Annotated in this window: 17 protein-coding genes and 8 pseudogenes; 23 read left to right on the top strand and 2 right to left on the bottom strand. The window is 50.8% G+C overall.

The annotated features are described in order from the left end of the window. Positions 1-4: 4 nt before the first annotated feature. Positions 5-568, bottom strand: coding sequence for an elongation factor P (gene efp / locus JCM15764_RS01050; RefSeq protein WP_012647860.1), 564 nt, complete (start codon positions 566-568; stop codon positions 5-7). Positions 569-678: 110 nt separating this feature from the next. Then, positions 679-897: a translation initiation factor IF-1 gene (gene infA / locus JCM15764_RS01055; protein ID WP_012647861.1), complete on the bottom strand. Its 219-nt coding sequence runs from the start codon at positions 895-897 to the stop codon at positions 679-681. Positions 898-1171: 274 nt separating this feature from the next. Between infA and JCM15764_RS01060 the strand changes: the two genes are divergently transcribed. The 23 genes and pseudogenes from JCM15764_RS01060 to JCM15764_RS01155 all read left to right on the top strand — a co-directional run bounded on the left by JCM15764_RS01060 (position 1172) and on the right by JCM15764_RS01155 (position 21009). Next, a complete protein-coding gene (locus tag JCM15764_RS01060) occupies positions 1172-1483 on the top strand; it encodes a hypothetical protein (RefSeq protein WP_243688095.1) in 312 nt (103 codons plus the stop codon). Then, complete coding sequence (gene rlmD, locus JCM15764_RS01065; RefSeq protein WP_054691711.1) at positions 1471-2784, top strand: 23S rRNA (uracil(1939)-C(5))-methyltransferase RlmD; 1314 nt, start codon at positions 1471-1473, stop codon at positions 2782-2784. Before JCM15764_RS01060 ends, rlmD begins: the two co-directional genes overlap by 13 nt. A gap of 16 nt (positions 2785-2800) precedes the next feature. Next, entirely contained in the window at positions 2801-3826 is a 1026-nt protein-coding gene (locus tag JCM15764_RS01070; RefSeq protein WP_054691713.1) for a tetratricopeptide repeat protein, read from the top strand. 37 nt (positions 3827-3863) lie between these two features. Continuing rightward, positions 3864-4138, top strand: a pseudogene (locus tag JCM15764_RS01075) (HU family DNA-binding protein). Positions 4139-4202: 64 nt separating this feature from the next. After that, positions 4203-4694 carry a hypothetical protein gene (locus JCM15764_RS21050; protein WP_243688096.1) on the top strand — a complete coding sequence of 164 codons (492 nt, stop codon included), beginning with the start codon at positions 4203-4205 and terminating at the stop codon, positions 4692-4694. Then, positions 4648-5796 carry an OmpA family protein gene (locus JCM15764_RS01080; protein ID WP_243688097.1) on the top strand — a complete coding sequence of 383 codons (1149 nt, stop codon included), beginning with the start codon at positions 4648-4650 and terminating at the stop codon, positions 5794-5796. Before JCM15764_RS21050 ends, JCM15764_RS01080 begins: the two co-directional genes overlap by 47 nt. A gap of 110 nt (positions 5797-5906) precedes the next feature. Then, the gene (locus tag JCM15764_RS01085; RefSeq protein WP_243688098.1) at positions 5907-6218 is read left to right on the top strand and encodes a hypothetical protein; all 312 of its coding nucleotides are present in this window, start codon (positions 5907-5909) and stop codon (positions 6216-6218) included. 32 nt (positions 6219-6250) lie between these two features. Then, a complete protein-coding gene (locus JCM15764_RS21055; protein ID WP_243688099.1) occupies positions 6251-6469 on the top strand; it encodes a hypothetical protein in 219 nt (72 codons plus the stop codon). A 20-nt stretch (positions 6470-6489) separates the two neighbouring features. Continuing rightward, positions 6490-6885 carry a hypothetical protein gene (locus tag JCM15764_RS21060; RefSeq protein ID WP_243688100.1) on the top strand — a complete coding sequence of 132 codons (396 nt, stop codon included), beginning with the start codon at positions 6490-6492 and terminating at the stop codon, positions 6883-6885. 87 nt (positions 6886-6972) lie between these two features. Beyond that, positions 6973-7958 (top strand): annotated as a pseudogene (locus JCM15764_RS21065) (Na/Pi cotransporter family protein). After that, positions 7922-8590, top strand: a complete 669-nt coding sequence (locus tag JCM15764_RS21070; RefSeq protein ID WP_243688101.1) for a PhoU domain-containing protein — start codon at positions 7922-7924, stop codon at positions 8588-8590. The pseudogene JCM15764_RS21065 and the gene JCM15764_RS21070 overlap by 37 nt, the downstream one beginning before the upstream one ends. Then, positions 8587-9492 (top strand): Ppx/GppA phosphatase family protein, encoded by a 906-nt coding sequence (locus JCM15764_RS01100; RefSeq protein WP_054691717.1) that lies wholly within the window; start codon positions 8587-8589, stop codon positions 9490-9492. Before JCM15764_RS21070 ends, JCM15764_RS01100 begins: the two co-directional genes overlap by 4 nt. Before the next feature lie 293 nt (positions 9493-9785). After that, positions 9786-11538 (top strand): annotated as a pseudogene (gene iorA / locus JCM15764_RS01105) (indolepyruvate ferredoxin oxidoreductase subunit alpha). Continuing rightward, positions 11535-12114, top strand: a pseudogene (locus tag JCM15764_RS01110) (indolepyruvate oxidoreductase subunit beta). The pseudogenes iorA and JCM15764_RS01110 overlap by 4 nt, the downstream one beginning before the upstream one ends. Positions 12115-12150: 36 nt before the next feature. Continuing rightward, positions 12151-13454 (top strand): annotated as a pseudogene (locus tag JCM15764_RS01115) (phenylacetate--CoA ligase family protein). A gap of 51 nt (positions 13455-13505) precedes the next feature. After that, positions 13506-13937: an ACT domain-containing protein gene (locus JCM15764_RS01120; protein ID WP_012647874.1), complete on the top strand. Its 432-nt coding sequence runs from the start codon at positions 13506-13508 to the stop codon at positions 13935-13937. Positions 13938-13954: 17 nt separating this feature from the next. Continuing rightward, positions 13955-15094, top strand: a complete 1140-nt coding sequence (locus JCM15764_RS01125; protein ID WP_054691718.1) for an ABC transporter substrate-binding protein — start codon at positions 13955-13957, stop codon at positions 15092-15094. Between the two features lie 34 nt (positions 15095-15128). Beyond that, a complete protein-coding gene (locus tag JCM15764_RS01130; protein ID WP_054691720.1) occupies positions 15129-16268 on the top strand; it encodes an ABC transporter substrate-binding protein in 1140 nt (379 codons plus the stop codon). Positions 16269-16353: 85 nt separating this feature from the next. Next, positions 16354-17233: pseudogene (locus JCM15764_RS01135) on the top strand (branched-chain amino acid ABC transporter permease). Between the two features lies 1 nt (position 17234). After that, a complete protein-coding gene (locus JCM15764_RS01140; RefSeq protein ID WP_054691721.1) occupies positions 17235-18197 on the top strand; it encodes a branched-chain amino acid ABC transporter permease in 963 nt (320 codons plus the stop codon). Beyond that, a complete protein-coding gene (locus tag JCM15764_RS01145; protein WP_054691723.1) occupies positions 18190-18945 on the top strand; it encodes an ABC transporter ATP-binding protein in 756 nt (251 codons plus the stop codon). Before JCM15764_RS01140 ends, JCM15764_RS01145 begins: the two co-directional genes overlap by 8 nt. Beyond that, a pseudogene (locus JCM15764_RS01150) lies at positions 18946-19688 on the top strand (ABC transporter ATP-binding protein). Positions 19689-19706: 18 nt separating this feature from the next. Then, positions 19707-21009, top strand: a pseudogene (locus tag JCM15764_RS01155) (phenylacetate--CoA ligase family protein). Positions 21010-21021: the final 12 nt, after the last annotated feature.

The raw sequence follows: 21021 nt of genomic DNA on the forward strand, positions 1-21021 counted from the left end.
CCAGTTATCCTTTTACCCTGGTCGAGTACTCTCCGGTGCGGGTATCTATGGTTATAAGCTCCCCTTCTTCAATGAAGGGGGGAACACGCAAGGTATAACCGGTCTCTACCGTTGCCGGTTTGGAATCACTGCCAGAGGTGTCTCCCTTGGCCCATGGATCTGTCTGAACAACACGCAGATTGACAAAGTTGGGAACATCGACACCAATCGCCTTGTCCTTAAAAAGAAGTACATCGACCGGGAGATTGTCGATCAGGTAGTTTTTAGCGTCTCCGAGAGCGTTTTCATCCACATGGAACTGTTCGAAGGACTGGTTATCCATAAAGCAGTAATGATCATCTTCCTTGTAAAGGTATTGCATCTTGCGGTCTTCAAGGCTGGCAGGTTCGAAGGTTTCACCGGAACGATATGTTCTGTCAAGGATAGTGCCGTTAATCATATTGCGCATTTTTGTACGATAAAGGGCTTGTCCCTTGCCGGGTTTGGCAAAATCGAAGGCGATGACGATATATGGATCGCCGTCGAGGGTAATTTTCAATCCTTTTCTCAGGTCCGCGACTGTGTACATTTTTGCTTCCTCTATTCCAATATAAATGGAGTTTTGCCTTATAAAGGCAACTTATGACCGGCACGTTAAAACGCAGAGGTTATTTAAAGATGATTCGATTTGATGGCGGGTTATTTTGCTCGATAGGTTATACGGCCCCTGCTCAAATCATATGGGGATAGTTCGACGGTAACCTTGTCGCCGGGAAGGATCTTGATGAAATACTTGCGCATTTTGCCGGAAATATGGGCGAGGACGATATGGTCGTTTTCCAATTTCACCTTGAACATTGCATTTGGCAGTGGTTCAATGACAGTTCCTTCAACTTCTATGGCCTCTTCTTTACTCATCTCAGCTCCTTAAGATCCCGTTTTCAACCGCAAATTATACGAGATGCTGCAACCAATTGCAACCATTGTTTTCTTTTTCATGTCAACCCGCCACGACAAGCTCTGCGATAAATGCCTTTACAAAACAATAAAAACCATATTATTAGTAACTTACACATAATTGTAAAAGGGACGTACTTTCATGCACAACTGCTGTCAGGAGAAGCTATTCCGGAATGAAACCTTAAACATCACCTGTCGGGACCTTTCGCATCGATATTTTGGAGATTTTCATGTGGTTTCTCTTGAAATTAAATGCGAAATGGATATACTGCCTCGTCATTTTAAAAACGTATCGATTCCCGAAGAAATCAAGTCCGCCATCGGCGAAAAAATTACTATCCTCAGGAAAATACAGCAAATGGGGGTTCCCTCGGCACGAGTAAACCAGGTGAAAGATGAAATTATTCACAACTTCAAACGAAATTCACTTCCCTATTTTACCTCGTCTTCCTTCCCTGCAAAGGCCATATTGTCTGAAATTCGTAAATCGAGAAAATCCGATCATATTTCTGCTGCAACCATTGAATTTCTATGCGCCAGGTAGAAGTCGCCATTGAAAAGCTCGCCAATGGCGGTGCCGGCTTCGGCCGTTGTGACGGGAAGGCCTTCTTTGTACCCTTTACAGCTCCCGGGGATGTTGCCCGCGTTCGCATCACCTGTGAAAAAAGGTCCTATGCCGAGGGCGAACTGATCGAACTGGTAAGTTCTTCTGCGCTAAGGGTAAAACCACCGTGCCCTGTCTTCGGCATATGCGGCGGATGCAACTGGCAGCATATGGAGTATTCAAGCCAGATCAGGGAAAAGACCCAGATATTTGCCGACCTGTTATGGCGGGCGGCGCGTATTTCGCCGGAAACCCTTTTGCCGCTTTTGCGGGCGCCAGATCCCTATGGATACAGGTCAAGGGTGCAGTTAAAGGTAAATTGCCAGGGAGGGAAGACCCGCTTGGGCTTTTACCGGCCGAAGTCCCATCAAGTGGTAGATATTCCGGGACATTGCGCCATTACCCACAAAAGCATCAATGATACTCTGGAAAGTCTGCGCTTGCTACTGGAAGGGTGTCCTGATCCAGGTAACATAAACCAGATCGACATAGCCAGGGGGGATGACGAAAGCATCAGTGTCATTGTCAACTATGCAGGTGCTTCTGTCGCTGAAGTCTCGGAGTATCTCCTGCAGTACAGGGAAATCTCTGACTTGATCGGTTCCATGTTTGTCAGGCATAAAAACAGCACAACCAGTATTTTCGGCACTGAGCATCTTTCCTACAGAATCAGGGGAAATATGCTGCCAGGTGGGTCTGAAAAGACGCTATTCTTCAGCAAAGATGCATTTTCTCAGATAAATTACCAACAAAATATGCAGTTGATTAGTGTCGTCTCGGATTTCGCCGCCCTGACCGGCAAGGAAAAGGTTCTCGATCTTTATTGCGGCAATGGTAACTTTTCCATACCTCTGGCTGATAGGGCAGCACATGTCACGGGTTTTGAAGGATATGAGCCTTCCATTGCCGATGCCAGAAAGAATGCTGAGTGGAATGGTGTGACGAATATTTCCTTTCATTGCAGTGATTCATTGGCCGCTGTCAAAAAACTTGCTGCCGCCGGAGAGACTTTTGATGTGGTTGTGCTCGATCCCCCTAGAAATGGTGCAGCAGAAGTGATGCACCACATCCAGGCACTCGATGCCGACAGAATTATCTACGTTTCATGTGATCCGGCGACCCTCGCCCGTGATTTGGATATTTTGAAAAAAAAGAGTTTCCAAGTGATAAGTATCCAGGGTGTCGACATGTTTCCCCAGACATACCACTTGGAAAGTGTCACACTACTGACAAAAAGTTGACCAGAACGGGAGGTATATGTTCAGTCTTTTCAAAAAGGATTATCGGCATTATCTGGCAAAAGGGGAGAAGTATTTACAACAGGGACGGTATGTGGACGCAAAATTTTCCTTCCACAAGGCGTTGGAAACAGTGGATAAGTCCAGCGGCGAAGGAAAAAGTAACGAGGCCTGGTTGCTGACAAAATTGTCAGGAATTAATAACTCCCTAGCCGCGATGAATCTCAAGGAAGCAGAGTATGCAGTAAATTGCGGGAATCATGGAAAAGCTGACGAACATCTGCAGATCGTCATGGAACTGGCAGAAGACGTAACCCTTAGGGAAAAGGCTGAAAAACTTACGGCTAATTTAGTTAGCCGAAATGATATTCATAACTTAAGCAATAATAATAATGCCTGTTCCAGCTGCAAAGGGTCTCACGTCCAAACATCTGAAAGCATGGAAAGCAGCTTTCATGCTGATTCACATCTGTCCATGGAGGAGAAATTCGATCTTCTGACCAGCACGTTACCAGCGCCTCTTCCTGAACGCTACGCCTCTTTGGGAAAGGAATTTGCATGTTGCTACCTGTCCATTAATGACGGCGAAGATGACAAAGCACAGCCGATACTGGAACAACTTCTGCAACACACTGAAGATGATATTCTGTATTATGAGCTAGCCTTAATAAAATTCAGGCAGAATGATTTCATCAACTGTGAACAATATCTGAAAAGAGCCATTGCAATAAACTCGCAAAACCCGTTATGCTATCTGGCACTTGTTCAACTGAAGATCGAGTCTGGTAGTTTTGCCGATGCCATACCTCTGTTGGAACATATGATAATGTCCAATCTTCTTTCAGGACAGGCACAGATCATTCTCGGTGATGTCTATGCCATGCTCGGTGAAGATGTAAAAGCTTCCGAAATTTTTTCTGTGGCACTGTCCTTGCCGGGTATCTCACGTGAGGCAGCCGAAAGGCTGGTGCCTTTACTCTTAAAGCAGGATAGGGTACCAGAAGCCGAATACATCAAAAAACAATTTCTCAAGAAATGCTGTTGAATATTTGTTACATCAATTCTGGTGGAGGCTGTGAAATATGAACAAATCTGAATTAATCGAGCTCTGGCCGCTAAAAAAGGTTTGTCCTACAAAAAAGCTGAAGAAATAATAAATTCCATTTTTGAATCCATGACCAATGCGCTTTTGACCGGTGACAGAATTGAGATCAGGGGATTTGGCAGTTTTGTCGTCAAGTCTTACCAATCCTATATGGGAAGAAATCCGAAAACGGGCGAATCCATAGCCGTCAAATCGAAAAAACTGCCATTCTTCAAGGTCGGTAAAGAACTCAAGGAAAAGGTTTCCGGCTGAACTTGTTGTTTCGGGTTTTAATTGCTGACGGCATTTAAGCTATGGTTATTACTGTGTTAATTACATGAGAATCTTCCTTCTAATTTTTATTTTATCTTTAGTCTCTGCCCAGGCTTTGGCCAACCCCACGCAAACAGGTGTCACAGGGCTTATCAACGTTCCAAGCGCTGATACCCTCGATGCCGGCAATATTTGCGTCGGTGTGTGGGGAAATGTCGGTAAAGCAGCAGGCAAAGACTTTGCAATTATGCCGGCTACGATCACTCTAGGTATAGGCTCATTCTGGGAAATTTACGGAACCTACCCGAACCTGCTGTTCAATGGTCAAGAAAGCAGGTCAGGTAGAGGAACCGCTGACATCGGCTCCAAGATCAGATTTTTCGGCAAACGCAATTCAAATATTAAACTTGCGGGCGACGTATTTTTACAGAGACATGTTTCCGAAGATATGACCATAGACGGCGCCACAGATATTGGCGGCAGGCTTATTGCGTCATTGAAAATGGACTGTGAGTTTCCATCTCAACGGCGGCTACCTGTCAACCGATGCTGGTGAAAAGGAATATATCTACGGCGGTGGAGTTGAATATCTTCTTACTCCAAAAACCAAAGTGACCCTGGAATTAACAGGAAAGGGTTCAGCTCCTGTCGAAGCACTTGTCGGCTTGCAATATTATCTATCACCGCATCTTACTTTGAATTTGGCAGGTGGAGGGGGTATTACAGCCGGTAGCCCTGACTGGCGAGCAATTGTAGGTTTCAGCACTTGTCAGGGGGTTGGTAATTATATCAAAACAATACCGACAATTGCTTCCGAGGAAGAGGAAAAAGATAAAAAAGCCCAGGTGGTCAGGCCGGTTAAAATAATGCCGATCAGTTCCTTGATCAAGACGGCATTGCCAGCTGTACCGGTCAGTAAACTGGAAGTGCCTGTTGACCCTGATAAGGAAGAAATCGTTATAAAACCCTTCGGCCAGATAGTAATTCCTGCGCAACCGGTTGCTCCTCCTGTCGTTTTGCCTCTGATGCCCCGTGAACCTAAAGCGCAGCCGGTCCAACCGAAAGTCCAGCCGCAGGTTCAGCCAGTAGTACAACCCAAGGTTCAGGAACCTAAAATAACAAAGCTGGAAACTGAAATAACGGTAGAACCTAAAAAGGAAATTCCCACGAATCTTAATCCCATAGAGGAATCAACAGCTGAAGGCGTATCGCCACTTTACGGAATTGAGACCAGGGGAGACAGCCTGGAAATATCCACCGCCAAGGCTGCACCCATTGCAACCAAGATGTTGGTTTATCGCAAATTCCGCTTTGCCGACATCATGTTCGAATTCGGCCAGGCGGATTTGTCCAACGAGGTTAAAAAATCCCTGTCCGAGGTGGCAGAACAGGCCCGTACTGACAAGAATTGGACCTATATGCGCATTGACGGCCATACCGACAGTATCGGCTCAACTGGCTACAATATGGATCTTTCCGTTAAACGGGCAATAGCCATAGCCAGCTATTTGATCATCAAAGAGGGCATCGATCCTTCGAAGGTATTTATCAAAGGGCTCGGCAAATCAAAACTGATAGGTGACAACAGCACCACCGAGGGACGAAGGTTGAACCGGCGTTTCGAGATTCTTTTCCTGGTGCCGAAGGGAAATAAATGAGAAGTCTTCTTTTTATATGCTGCCTACTGATAATAAGTAGTCATTGGCTGGTTTTTGCCGAAGAGGGTAACAGTTTCTCGGAAGACTCCCTGTTGGTCGGAGAAGCAGTCGTGAAATCGGAATCTTTCAAGAAAGACAAAAATGCCATGCGCAGCGTGGATGCCATGGTTCCTCTTTTAAGAAAACTGGGTAAGGGGAAGGTTGTGAGGATTGAGGGAAGCTTCGCTCCAAGCCTGAACAAGGCTGAAAAAGTCAAAAAATCACTGAACCTTGCCAAAGAAGTGGAACAGTATCTTCGCCAGAAGCACAAGCTACCCCTTGACTTGTACATAGCCACTCAGGATGATATTGTTGATAAGCATTCACGAAAATCTGTACGGATCCTGGTTTTTCAGACGGAATTCAGCGAGGCCAGATTATAAAATTGCACCCGAATTTCAAAGGGAGAAACACCATGAAACAGTCTTTATTTTCCTTTGTCATATGCATGTTCCTTATAACAGGTTGTTCTCACAAGGTAGTGCCTGTACCGGTAGAGTCGGGTGTAATTGATTCAAAGCAGCTCGCCCAAACCATTGCCAGGGAAAATATCTCCATAACTGCGGGCAGCGCCGAGTCACAACTCTATAGTTATAACCTTGACGGCGCGTATCCGCTTTTTCCCTTGTCATAGACAATCTGGGCAACGGTGAAGTGGCTGTCGATCCGGGTATGTTCCTGCTGGTTGATGACGAGGGAAACCAGTATTTCCCCCTAACCCCGGAGAAGGTAAAGGAGATTATCTCAAGAGACTCCTATTATCTTATTCCCTATCCGTATGTGGGTTTTTATTATCTTGAAGATTATGAAAAATCCTCCTTTTACAACACATTCACCTCTGAGAAACCTTATTACTATGAGGTCTATCCCCAGGATATCTACACCAAAGCCTTGGCTGGCGGAACACTGATTCCCAAGGCCAAGATGTCGGGGCTTGTCTACTTCAAAATCAACCTGAATGCCAAAAAAGGTGTGAAATTACTTGTATATAAGCCAGGAACATCCAAATCCGCTCCAGCCGATTTTACCTTTCCCTTCAAAATCGAGTAGCACAGCCGGAGAACAGCTTCCATGCCTGTTTCCTTCCTGATGGAGGCATTAGGCGGTCTTGGACTCTTCATACTCGGTATGAAGTTCATGTCCGAAGGACTGCAGAAACTGGCCGGTGAAAAGCTCAGGCAGGTCCTGGAAAAAGTTACCGGCAATCGCCTTACCGCCGCCCTTACGGGGAGTGCCTTGGCGTCTCTGCTCCAGTCTGGCAGTACCGCATCCATCATCGTCATAGGATTCGTCAATGCCGGGCTGATATCATTGTATCAAGCCTTGGCAGTCCTTCTCGGTACCGGCTTGGGCACTACCATCGCCATCCAGTTCATAGCCTTCAAAATTTCCTTTTTCGCCTTGCCGATAATTTTTGTCGGGGTCATCTTAAGGTGCTTCAGCAGCAGAAGGCGCTGGGTTAATGCCGGAACTCTTCTTTTGGGTGCAGGCTGGTATTTTTCGGCCTCCATCTGATGGAAAACGGCTTTGCTCCTTTACAAAACAATACCCTCATCCACGGACTGGGTCAGCACTTTCTTTCCTGGCGATTGCCGGCCATGTTGCTGGGAGCCGTTCTCTCGTTCTTAATGCAGTCCAGCAGTGCTGCAATAGGCATTGTCATTGCCGTCGCCAGCAGTGGTCTGATAGGTTTCGACACTGCGGTGGCCATGGTCATCGGCGAATCACTGGGAAGTTCCCTTATCGCAGCTATTGCCTCTATAAATGGGACTCTGGCGGCAAAGAGAACCGCCCTTATCTACATCATCGTCAACCTGATTGCCATCAGCCTTGCAATGATCGTCTTTCCTCTCTTTCTTCAACTGGTCAGGTCCTTTTCTCCAGGGGAGGCTGACCTCACCGTACGCGGTATTCAAACCCTGAATGTTTCTCCACTCGCCTCCGAAACAAAGCCCTTTATTGCCAGACATCTGGCCAATGCCCATACTATTTTCACTGCTTTCTCAGTCTTCTTGTTTCTGCCGTTGGTGGGTTTTTTGCCAGATCGGCGTCAATCATCGTTCCCGGCAGGGAAGGGGAAGGGGACATGGATCCCCGTCCGCGGTTTCTTGACCATAGGGTAGTAAATACCCCAACTATTGCTCTTCTGCAGGCAAAAAACGAGATCAAAAGAATGGCCCAGGTTGCCGGTACCATGTTTTTGGAAATGGCAGAGCAGTTCAACAGTTTCAATGTCCGCACTGCCAGCCGCCTCAAACAGAAGGAAGAACTTCTCGATATACTGCAACGGGACATTTCAGCATTTCTTATCACCCTTTCACGTCAGCAGCTCTCCACGGAAAATGCCATGGAAATACCTGCCCTGCTTCAGCTCATCAATGATCTTGAACATCTGGGGGATCAGGTTGAAGCTATCATGGAGTATATGCGGCGGAAAAAAGAGGACAAACTCAGATTCTCAGGTGCGGCCATGTCCGAGATCAGAACCCTGTCAGCTCTTGTCTCACAGGTGGTAACGGTGGCAGTAGGTTCCCTTGACACTCTACCGATATCCTCTGATAGGAATGATCTGGAAAAGGTCATGGCTGAAATCGAATCTACACTGGCAACGCTACACCTGAGTCACATAAAAAGACTTCACAGTGGCAAATGCAGTGTCATAGCAGGTCTGCTTTTCTCCGATATCATCGCCTCCTTTGAGAAAATTGCACAGATTGCATACAACACGATCAAAACAAGCAGGGAATTAAAATGACAGAACTTAAAGCATCAATTGATCTTGGAACAAACACCGCCCGTCTGCTGATCGGCTTCAAGGAAGATGAACATACCATCAGGCCGGTACTCCTGAAACGGCAGATCACCAGACTCGGGGGAGGCTTTACCCGCGAAAGCGGGATTTCACCAGAAGCTGAAGCCAGATCTCTTGCCGCCATGCAGGAGTTCGCTGGCGAAATCCGGCGCCACAACGTCGGCAAAATTCGTGCTGTTGCCACCAGCGCCGTCCGGGATGCTGCTAACGGAGCTGAATTTTGCCGCAAGGTCCTTGATGAAACGGGTATACAGCTTCAGGTCATTTCCGGTGAACAGGAGGCTCTTTTCACCCTGCGCGGTGTGCTGGCAGGCCTTGATAACAAAAAAGGGAAGTTCCTCGTTTTCGACGTGGGTGGTGGCAGCACCGAATATACCCTTGCTGAAGGCAGCTTGCCGATTTTCACCCGGAGCCTTCCCTTGGGTGTGGTGCGACTTACCGAAGGAAAATCCGGCCCTGAGGCAATGACGGAGAAGATCCGCCGTGAACTGGCTGCACTGGGTGGAGAAATGAACAGATCTGCAGTAGACTTGGGCGGAACTATTCTGGTGGGCACCGCCGGCACGGCGACCACCCTGGCAGCAATCCATATGGAGATGACGGATTACGATTACCGGCGTGTCAACAACCATACCATGACACTGGCAGACATAGAGAAAATCCATGCTCGCCTTCTTCCATTATCACCGGAAGAGCGACTGAAGGTAAAAGGGCTGGAAAAGGGGAGGGAAGACCTGATTGTGGCCGGGACCCTGATAACGATCAACACCATGAAACACTTCGGTTTCAACAGTCTCAAAATCAGCGATTTCGGGCAACTGGAAGGTTTGTTGCTTGAGGATTAAAAGGGCCTTGTTGGCTCGATGCAGCTATTGCCGTAAAAGCACATCTTGACGATAAATCCCCTTCGTTCGGTTCAAGTCGGCTCACCCGGAAGACTAATCTAAAACATTTCATCGCCAACCTGCTACACAGCCGATTCGGTGTAACCCCGTTCTACAAACAGATTGACTATACCTGCTTCTTTCTGTATATTTTTGGCTCTTTACGGGGCTAGGAGTCTGTCGGACTTAGGGATCGAAGCGAGAGAATCCGACAGACTCCCAGGTCCCCTTATTTTATTTGAAAAAGGTGTCTAATGAAGGAAATTCTTTCCGGCAACGAGGCAATTGCCCGCGGTGCCTTCGAAGCAGGGGTAAGGGTGGCCAGTGCTTATCCGGGCACCCCATCCACAGAAATACTTGAAAACATCGTCCAGTATAAAAACATCGATGCGTCTTGGGCGCCAAACGAGAAAGTTGCATTAGAGGTGGGTATCGGCGCCTCTTTTGGCGGTGGCAGGGCACTGGTCACCATGAAACATGTGGGCGTCAACGTTGCCGCAGATCCGCTCTTCACCTTTTCCTACACCGGTGTCAATGGCGGACTTGTCCTGGTCAGTGCTGACGACCCTGAAATGCATTCCTCCCAGAATGAACAGGATAATCGTAATTATGCCAGGTTTGCCAAGTGCCCATGCTGGAGCCGTCAGATTCCCAGGAGTGCAAGGACTTCACCCGGCTGGCTTTCGACATATCCGAGCAGTTCGACACCCCGGTCATGCTGCGCACCACCACCCGTACTTCCCACGGCAAATCCATCGTAACTCTGGAAGAGCCTGTTACCGGTCTGCCCATTCCAAAACTGACCAGAAACGCTGCTAAATTCGTCATGCTTCCCGGCAACGCAAGGTCCGTCATCCGTTTATCGAAGAGCGGACCCTCAAGCTCAAGGAGTACGGGAAAAATCTTCCCATCAACCGCCTGGAAATGAGGGATACTGCCATCGGCGTTATCACATCGGGCGTCCCCTACCAGTATGTGCGCGAAGTATTGCCCGAGGCCTCGGTGCTGAAGCTCGGCATGGTCTACCCCCTGCCGGACCAACTGATCCGTGAATTTGCGGCAAAGGTAGACAAGCTCTATGTGGTCGAGGAGCTGGATCCGTTCATGGAAGAGCAGATAAAGGCTCTCGGCATACCTGTTACCGGCAAGGATATCATCCCTATCTGTGGAGAACTGACCCCAGGCATCCTGCGTAAAGCCTTCAATCTGCCAGAGCCGGAAAAAAACACCGTGGAGAAGCTGCCGGGGCGCCCCCCCAACATGTGTCCGGGTTGTCCCCATCGTGGTGTCTTCTATACCCTCAATCAGCTGAAGGCCTATGTCACAGGCGATATCGGCTGCTACACCCTGGGTTTTCTGCCTCCCCTTTCCGCCATGGATACCTGTGTCTGCATGGGGGCCAGTATCGGCAATGCCACCGGCATCACCAAGGTTCTCTCCCCGGAGGAGCAGAAAAAAATCGTGGCTGTCATCGGCGATTCAACCTTTCTCCATTCGGGCATAACAGGTCTGCTGGACATGGTTTACAACAAGGCGCCCGCCACGGTCATCATTCTCGACAATCGCATTACCGCCATGACCGGCAGACAGGAAAACCCCGCCTCCGGCTATACCCTCATGGGCGAAGAAACCTTTCAGGTCGATCTGCCCCAGTTGGTAAGCGCTCTGGGGGTAAAAAATATCAGAATTCTTGATCCACTGGATCTTGCCGAAACAAAAAAGGTCCTGCAGGAAGAGATGGACAGAGCTGAGCCATCGGTAATCATCACCCAAAGGCCATGCGTGCTCATCAAGAGGGAAGGGGTCTTCAAGAGAGGAAATACTTTCGAAGTGGACCTGGAGCTCTGCACGGGGTGCCGGGCCTGCCTGAAGCTCGGCTGTCCTGCTATCATCTGGCAGGCGGAAGGGGAGAAAAAGGGAAAGGCAACCATCGACCCACAGCTCTGTACGGGATGCACCATCTGTGAGCAGGTCTGCAAATTCAACGCAATCGGGGCAAAAAAATGAGCGGCAAGATTACCAATATACTCATGGTAGGTGTGGGCGGACAGGGAACCCTTCTCGCCTCGGAAATACTCTCCGAAGTTCTCAAGGAGGCGGGTTTCGACGTGAAGAAAAGCGAGATCCACGCATGTCCCAGCGAGGCGGCAGTGTCGTTTCCCATGTGCGCTTCGGTAATGAAGTCAATTCACCGATAATTCCCGAAGGAGAGGCCGACATTCTGCTCGGTTTCGAACTGCTCGAATCTTATCGATACCTGCCTTTGTTGAAAAAAGGATGCAAGCTGGTCGTTAATGACCTGAAAATAAACCCTTCCATCGTTTCCACCGGGGGAGAAGCCTACCCTGAAGGCTGGAAGAGAAGATCCGGCAGCGTTTTCCCGACTGCATTCTTCTTGACGGTCTGAAGCTTGCCACCTCTGCCGGCAACGCCAAAACTGCAAACACGGTGTTGATCGGTGCCCTCTCTAAATGCCTGGATATGGATGAAAAATACTGGCTTGCAGCCATCGAAAAAATGGTTCCCCCCAAGGCTGTAGAAATAAACCGGAAGGCATTTTACCTTGGCAGGGAAGCAGCTTGACCGCTTGCCGCTGTAAAATTAAAGGGGTTTCTGCCCATGTTCAATGAAGAATTTGAAACTCTTCCCAGACCGGCGCTGGAAGCACTGCAGCTTAAACGTTTGCAGGCTATGCTGGAGCGCATCTATGCAAATGTTCCCTTTTATAAAAATGCACTGGACAAGGCAGGAGTAAAGCCGGGACAGATCACCTCATTGGCCGACCTGCAGCGACTCCCCTTCACCTACAAGCAGGATATGCGGGACAGTTATCCCTATGGTCTCTTTGCCGCCAAAATGGAAGACATTGTCCGCATTCATGCCTCTTCCGGCACCACCGGCAAACCGACAGTGGTAGGCTATACCCGCAAGGATATCGAGACCTGGTCCGAACTGATGGCCCGTTCTTTTGCTGCTGCAGGGGTCCACAAGGGTGACATCATCCATAACTCCTATGGTTACGGCCTCTTCACCGGCGGTCTCGGCGCCCATTACGGTGCAGAGAAGCTGGGAGCCTCGGTTATCCCCATGTCAGGGGGCAACACCAAAAAACAGATCATGATCATGAAGGATTTCGGTTCCACCGTCCTTACCTGCACTCCGTCCTATTCCCTATTCATGGCCGAAGCGGCGGTGGAGGAGGATGTGGATTTCAGGAATCTCAGTCTGCGGGTGGGCATTTTCGGTGCCGAGCCATGGTCTGACTCCATGCGCAAGGAGATCGAGGGCAAGCTGAACCTGTCGGCCATAGACATATACGGACTGTCGGAAATCATGGGGCCGGGCGTCGCCATAGAATGCCAGCAGGCAAAACAGGGACTGCATATCTGGGAAGATCACTTCATACCGGAGATTATCGATCCCATGACAGGAGAGGCGCTTCCTCCAGGCGTCAAGGGGGAACTGGTCATAACGACCATCACCAAGGAAGGCATCCCGCTCCTGCGCTACCGGACCAGGGACATTACCAGCATCACTTTTGAGCCGTGCGTTTGTGGCAGGACCCATGCACGGATCGCCAGGATGAGCGGCCGGAGCGACGACATGCTCATCATCCGCGGTGTCAATGTCTTTCCGTCCCAGATTGAATCGATCCTCATGGGGATCGAGGGGGTCGAACCCCATTACGTGCTGATCGTAGAGCGTAAGGGAAACCTTGATGTCCTGGAAGTGCAGGTGGAAGTGGGAGAAAACCTTTTTCCGATGAGGTCAAACACCTTCAGGCACTTTCCCATTCCATCGAAAAAGAGATCAAGGACATGTTGGGCGTAAGCTGCAAGGTGCGGCTGGTTGAGCCTAAAACCATCGCCCGTAGCGAAGGCAAAGCGAAACGGGTTATCGACAACAGGACCATGGGGAACTGAAAACTGGTTCACATGGTTGCAGGCCAAAAAATCCATTTACCGGAGGTATCGATGCAGGTAGAACAGATCTCCATTTTCATTGAAAACAAGTCTGGTCGTCTGGCAGAGGTGACAAGGATACTTGGGGAAAACGACATCAATATCCGCACACTCTCCCTTGCCGACACCTCGGATTTCGGGATTCTGCGGCTCATTGTCAATGATCGGGAAAAGGCATGCGGTGTGCTTAAGAGCAATGGCTTTACCGTCAACAGGACGGAGGTGGTAGCCGTGGAGGTCCCCGATCGTCCCGGAGGCCTCTCTGCAATCCTCCAGGCACTGGACCGGGAATCCATCAACGTGGAATACATGTATGCCTTTGTGGAGCGATGCGGTGAAAATGCGGTCATGATTTTCCGTTTCGACGAAACGGCAAAGGCTATCGAAACCCTTCTGAATAATAATTTCAACATCCTGCCCGGTGAGCGGCTCTACAGCATGTAACCCATTAAGGAGCAAGCATGAAAAGAATCGTTTCGTATGCAATAGCAATGGTGACGTGCTTTTCTGTAGGCACGGCAACGGCAGCATCTTTCGTCCGCATCGGTGCATTATTCTCCGTTACCGGTCCTGCTTCCTTTCTTGGAGAACCAGAGAAAAACACTCTGGAGATGCTGGTCAAGGAAATCAACGAAAGTGGGGGGATCAACGGCACCAAACTGGAGGCCGTTATTTACGATACCGGTGGTGACGCCACCAAGGCAAAGCAGCTGGTCAACAAACTGATCAAGAACGACAAGGTGTCGGTCATCATCGGACCAAGCACCACCGGCGAGTCCATGGCTATTATCGACGACGTGGAAAGGGCGGGTATTCCGCTTATTTCCTGTGCTGCGGGGCTAAAGATTACTGAGCCGGTGAAGAAGTGGGTTTTTAAAACTCCTGCCAACGATCATGTTGCCGCTGAAAAGATCATGAACTACATGGCGAAGCAGAAGCAGAAATCCTTCGCCCTGCTGACGGTAACTGACGGTTTTGGCCAGTCGGGCCGGGAGCAGATCAAGGCTCTGGCCAGGCAGAAAGGGCTGAAGATTGTTGCCGATGAAGTTTACGGGCCGAAAGATACCGATATGACGGCACAGCTGACCAAGATCAGGGGGCTGAAGCCCGAAGCCATCATCTGCTGGGGGACCAATCCAGGGCCGGCAGTGATTACCAAGAACATCAAGCAACTGGGGATCAAGACTCCCATCTATATGAGTCATGGTGTGGCATCAAAGAAATATATCCAGTTGGCTGGCGCCGATGCCGCAGAAGGTGTAATGCTGCCGGCCGGCAAACTGGCCATCTATGATGTTCTGCCAAAAACCGACGCCCAGTATAAACTGCTGAAATCCTATGACAATTCTTACAAAAAGGCTTACGGTACCGAAGCTTCCACATTCGGTGGCTATGCCTATGATGCTTTTCTCCTGCTGACCCAGGCCATTAAGAAGTCGGGGACTACCCCGGAGCAGATCCGCAACGGTATAGAGCAGGCCCGCAAACTGGTCAGCATCTCCGGAGTCTTCAACATGTCGCCCACAAACCACAATGGTCTTGATCTCTCCGCATTTGAAATGGTCAGGGTCACCAAAGGTGACTGGGTGGTTATCAAGTAAGCGGGAGTTATGAAATAATTTATCGGGGGGTCGTATGCGGCACAGATTACTGTCACTTTTTTCTGCAGCAACCTTGATACTGTCCAGCGCAACAGCCTTTGCGGCGCCAACCATAAAAATCGGCGCACTTTTTTCCGTTACCGGCCCGGCTGCTTTCCTTGGCGAACCAGAGCGTAATACTGCCGTAATGGTTGTCGATCAGATCAACAAGGCAGGGGGCATCAAGGGCAAGAAGCTTGAGCTGGTGGTTTACGATACCGGCGGTGACGCAACTAAAGCCAAACAGCTGGTCAACAAGCTGATCAAGAATGACAAGGTCGCGGCAATCATCGGCCCCAGTACTACCGGTGAATCCATGGCAATCATCAATGACGTTGAAAAGGCGGGTATACCCCTGATCTCCTGCTCAGCAGGAATAAAAATTACAGAGCCTGCCAGAAAATGGGTCTTCAAAACCGCCCAGAATGATTCCCTTGCCGTGGCCAGGATATTTGACTACCTGCAGAAGCACAAGCTGACCAAGGTAGCCATCCTCACCGTTTCCGACGGCTTCGGCCAGTCCGGCCGCGAGCAGCTTAAGGCCCAGGCTGCCAGGTATGGCATCTCCGTTATTTCCGATGATACTTACGGACCGAAAGATACCGACATGTCGGCCCAGCTGACGAAGGTCAGAGGCTCAAAGGCCCAGGCGCTCATCTGCTGGGGGACCAATCCCGGGCCGGCGGTTGTCGCCAAGAATGCGCGCCAGCTTGGCATCAAAATTCCCCTATTCATGAGTCACGGGGTCTCATCGAAGAAATTCATTCAACTGGCTGGGGATGCAGCCGAAGGGATCAAGCTGCCGTCAGGTAAGGTTATAGTTGCCGATGTGCTGCCTGCTTCAGACCCACAGAAGAAAGCGCTCCTGTCCTTCGTCAACGACTATAAGAGACAATTCAAAGCTGAAGGCGACCATTTTGGCGGTCATGCCTGGGATGCTGTCATGCTCCTGAAAGGGGCCATCGAGAGGGGAGGGGATACTCCTGCAGGTATCCGCAACCAACTGGAAAAGACCAGGCAGTTCCATGGCATAGGCGGTACCTTTACCTTTACGCCCCAGGACCATGCCGGTCTGGGCAAAGATGCCTTTGTTCTGGTGGAAGTTAAAAACAGGGACTGGGTCCTCGTCAAATAAAGACAACCGGGCAGCACTTGCCCTGAATTAATCCATGGAGAGACACGGCTTTCGTGTCTCTCTGTGCGTATGGATGTCGAGGTAAATGCAGTTGGAACAGATCTTACAGTATTCTCTCTCAGGCCTTGCCACCGGAGCTATCTATGCGTTGATCGGCATCGGTTTCTCCATCATCTACAACGCCACCGGCATCATCAACTTTGCCCAGGGTGAGTTCGTCATGCTGGGCGGAATCCTGACCTTCTTTTTTTTGGACATCCTCCAGTTCCCCCTCTGGGGCGCTGTCCCCATGGCGGTGCTGGTGCAACCCTGTGCGGACTTCTTTTCGAACGGCTGGCTATCCGTCCACTTGCCAAGGCATCACCCATTAACCTTGTCATCATCACCATCGGCGGCAGCATCCTTATCAGAGGGCTGGCCATGCTCATCTGGGGGAAAGACACCCATTCCGTTCCCTCCTTTTCCGGAGACGACCCCATCAGCATCGGCAGTGCCACATTGCTTCCCCAACACCTGTGGATCATGGGCATCACCGTGGTGGTAATCTGTCTGAACAAATATTTCTTCTACCATACCATCAGCGGCAAGGCCATGCGGGCCTGTGCTACAACCCACGCGCCGCAGGCCTTGTCGGCATCGACGTGAGACGGATGGTACTCCTGTCATTCGTTATCAGCTCGGCCATGGGGTCCATGGCCGGCATCATCATCGCCCCGCTGACCATGACCGCCTATGATGTGGGGGTAATGCTCGGGCTCAAGGGCTTCTGTGCTGCGATCATCGGCGGTATGAGCACCGGGATGTCCGTCGTTGTAGGCGGACTACTGCTCGGGGTGCTGGAATCCCTCGGGGCGGGCATGATTTCATCGGGTTACAAGGATGCCATTGCCTTCATCATCCTGCTCCTCATTCTCTTCATCCGCCCCCAGGGGCTGTTCGGCAAAGCCGAGACGGAACGGGTGTGACGTGAAGAACTCTCTTACCAGGTTTGCAGCCTTTGTCGCGATCATTCTCGTCATCCCATTTCTGATGAAAGAGAGTTACCTGATCAATGTCATGGTCTTCGTTGGCATCAACACCATGCTTGCCGTGGCTTTGAACCTGCTGCTCGGCTATGCCGGCCAGATATCCCTCGGGCATGCCGCCTTTTTCGGCCTCGGCGCCTACATCTCCGGTGTGCTTACCGCAACGCACGGCATGAACCCGTGGCTGGTGATGTTTGCTGCAGCCGCAGTTGTCGGTATGTTGGCATTTCTCATCGGTTTCCCCATCCTGAAGCTCAAGGGGCACTATCTGGCCATGGCCACCCTCGGCTTCGGCATCATCATCTATATCGTCTTCAACGAGACTGTCGACATAACAGGAGGCCCCTCCGGCCTGTCCGGCATACCAAACCTTCAACTGGGACAGATGACCTTCGATACCGACCTGAAAAATTACTACCTGATCTGGTTCTTTACCCTGTTGGTCATACTCTTTGCCGTAAATCTCACCAATTCACGCATCGGGCGCTCCCTCAGGGCAATCCACGATTCGGAGGTCGCCGCCAGGGTCATGGGGGTCAATGCACGACTGCTCAAGGTCCAGATATTTGCACTCTCCGCCGTCATTTCATCTCTGGCCGGCAGCCTTTATGCCCATACCATGGCCTTCGTCGCACCAGCCTCTTTCGGATTCAATTTTTCCGTGGAGCTTTTGACCATGGTGGTCATCGGCGGCCTCGGCAGTGTTTACGGCTCTTTTCTGGGGGCCGCTCTCCTCACGTTGCTTCCCGAATTCCTCCGCTTTCTCCACGATTACGATATCGTTTTTTACGGCCTGCTCCTCATGCTGATGATAATGTTCATGCCGGGAGGCTTGGTGCGGGGCATTCCGGCACTGCTTCGCCGGGTAACGAGCCGGAGAAGGGAAGGGGCGGCCGATGCTTGAGGTTCGGGGCATAAAGCAGATTTTTGGCGGCGTTACCGCTCTGGATGATGTCTCCTTTACCATGCATCGTGGAGATATCACCGGTGTCATCGGTCCCAACGGGGCAGGAAAGACAACCCTGTTCAACATCATCACCGGCATCTACACCCGTACTGCCGGTGCGGTTATTCTCGACGACCGGGATATCTCCAACCTGCCGGCGGAGCGGCTGGCAGGGCTTGGCATGGTCCGCACCTTTCAGAATATCGAATTGTTCGCAAAGATGACGGTGTTGGAAAATGTCATGGTCGGCCTCCATAGTCGCAGCAAATGCGGCATGCTCTCCTGTGCGTTGAGAATGCCCTGGGCTGCTGCCGAAGAGCGCAGGATCCGTAGCGAGGCCATGGGTTGGCTGGAATTTGCCGGCATAGCGGAACTGGCCCAAGTAGAAGCAGGCAATCTTCCCTTCGGCAAGGGGCGCCTTTTGGAGCTGGCCAGGGCCATGGCCTGCGAACCGCGAATATTGTTGATGGACGAGCCTGCTGCAGGTCTGAACAGCCAGGAAACCCTGGGACTCGCCAAGCTGATCAGGGCTATCCGGGATAAGGGTGTCTCGGTAGTTCTCGTTGAACACGACATGGAACTGGTGATGGATATCTGTGACCGTATCATCGTACTCAACCTTGGCAAGAAGCTGGCAGAAGGGACTCCCCGTGAAATACAGGAAAATGCCGAGGTCATCTCTGCCTACCTGGGGGAGGATCTTTAGATGCTGCGACTGAAGAACATAAATACCTATTACGGCAAGGTCCACGCCCTGAAGAATATCTCCATACATCTGGCGCAAGGGGAAATCGTCACTCTGATAGGGGCAAACGGAGCAGGGAAGACCACTATTCTCAATACCATTTCCGGTGTCACCCCCTCTGCCGGGGGTGAGATCCTCTTCGAAAAGGAACCGGTCCAGGCACTTTCTCCCGACCGCATCGTACGCCTCGGCATTGCCAGGTGCCCGAAGGACGCCAGGTTTTCAAACCGCTGTCCGTTGAGGATAACCTGGACTTGGGGGCATACCTCAGGCACCGGCAGAGAGAGGCGAAAAGCCGGATTCGGCAAGACAAGCAGGAAGTATTTGCACTTTTTCCGCGACTTGAGGAACGCCGTAAACAACCTGCAGGCACCCTGTCCGGAGGTGAACAGCAGATGCTGGCCATCGGCCGGGCGATGATGACCCGCCCGAAGCTGATGCTCCTGGACGAACCGTCCATGGGACTGGCTCCACTGGTTGTCCAGGAGATTTTCCGGGTCATCGACAATCTGCGTCGCCAGCACGGCACGACCATACTGCTGGTGGAACAGAATGCAAAGGCCGCGCTTAATCTTGCCGACCGTGGCTATGTTCTCGAAACAGGTAAAGTAATACTTGAAGGATTGTCTTCAAACCTGCTGGAAAATAAGGATGTTCAGCGCGCATATCTGGGCAGGGAAAAGAAAGAACTTTGGGAAAGGTAATATCTTGGCGAGGGAATTATGGAACTGATCTGGGACCAGACGTACGAATGCATGGAACGGGAAGAAATCCAACAGCTGCAGCTGGAAAGGTTGCAGGCCACTTTGAACCGCGCTACAAGAATGTGACCTGTTATCGCAACAAGTTCAATGAACTGGGGATCGTACCCGAGGACATCCAGTCCCTGTCGGACCTTACCAGACTTCCTTTCACCACCAAGGAAGATCTGAGGCTCAACTATCCCTACGGCATGTTTGCCGTGCCGCTTCGGGAGGTGGTGCGCATTCATTCTTCTTCGGGCACGACCGGCAAACCCACCGTGGTCGGCTATACAAAACATGATCTGAAGACCTGGTCCGGACTGGTAGCCCGGTTCATGACTGCTGCCGGCGTAACCCATGACGACGTGGTGCAGATCGCTTTCGGCTACGGGCTTTTTACCGGCGCTTCGGTCTCCACTACGGTTCCGAGACCATCGGCGCCAGCGTCATTCCCATGAGCTCGGGCAATACGGAAAAACAGATCATGATCATGCAGGATTACAAATCCACCGCACTGGTCTGTACGCCCACCTATGCCATCACCCTGGCCGACAAGATGGAGAGGATGGGGATAGATCCAAAGAACCTCTCATTAAAAGTTGGATTGTTTGGCGGTGAGCCATGGTCCGAAAGCATGCGCAAGGAAATCGAAACCCGGCTTTGTCTGAGCGCCACCGACAACTATGGACTTTCCGAGGTCATCGGCCCGGGTGTCGCCGGCGAATGTTCCTGTAAATGCGGCATGCATATCTTCGAGGACGCGTTCATTCCAGAGATCATAGATCCGGAAACCTGCCAGGTGCTTCCTCCAGGCAGTGTCGGCGAACTGGTTCTGACCACGCTTACCAAGGAAGCGTTGCCCATGATCCGCTACCGTACCAGGGATATTACATCGCTGGATTACAGCAAATGCGACTGCGGCAGGACCATGGTGCGGATGAAAAAAACCATGGGGCGCAGCGACGACATGCTCATTATCAAAGGGGTCAACGTTTTCCCGTCCCAGATCGAGGAAGTCCTCTTTGCCATCGAGGGCTGCGAACCCCATTACCAGTTGGTGGTCGACCGGATCGGCGCCATGGATGAACTCGAGGTGCGCATCGAGGTTACGGAGAATATCTTCTTCGATGAGATGAAAAAGCAGCGGGCTTTCCTGGAAATGGTGGAGAAAAAGATTGCCTCCATGCTCGGTGTCGGGGCAACTGTCAAACTTGTCGAGCCGAACAGCATTCCCAGGCAGGAAGGCAAGGCCAGCCGGGTCATTGATAAACGCAAGATCTAGGCCCCTAGGAGT

Source organism: Geotalea toluenoxydans JCM 15764 (assembly GCF_001311985.1).
Lineage (GTDB): Bacteria > Desulfobacterota > Desulfuromonadia > Geobacterales > Geobacteraceae > Geotalea > Geotalea toluenoxydans.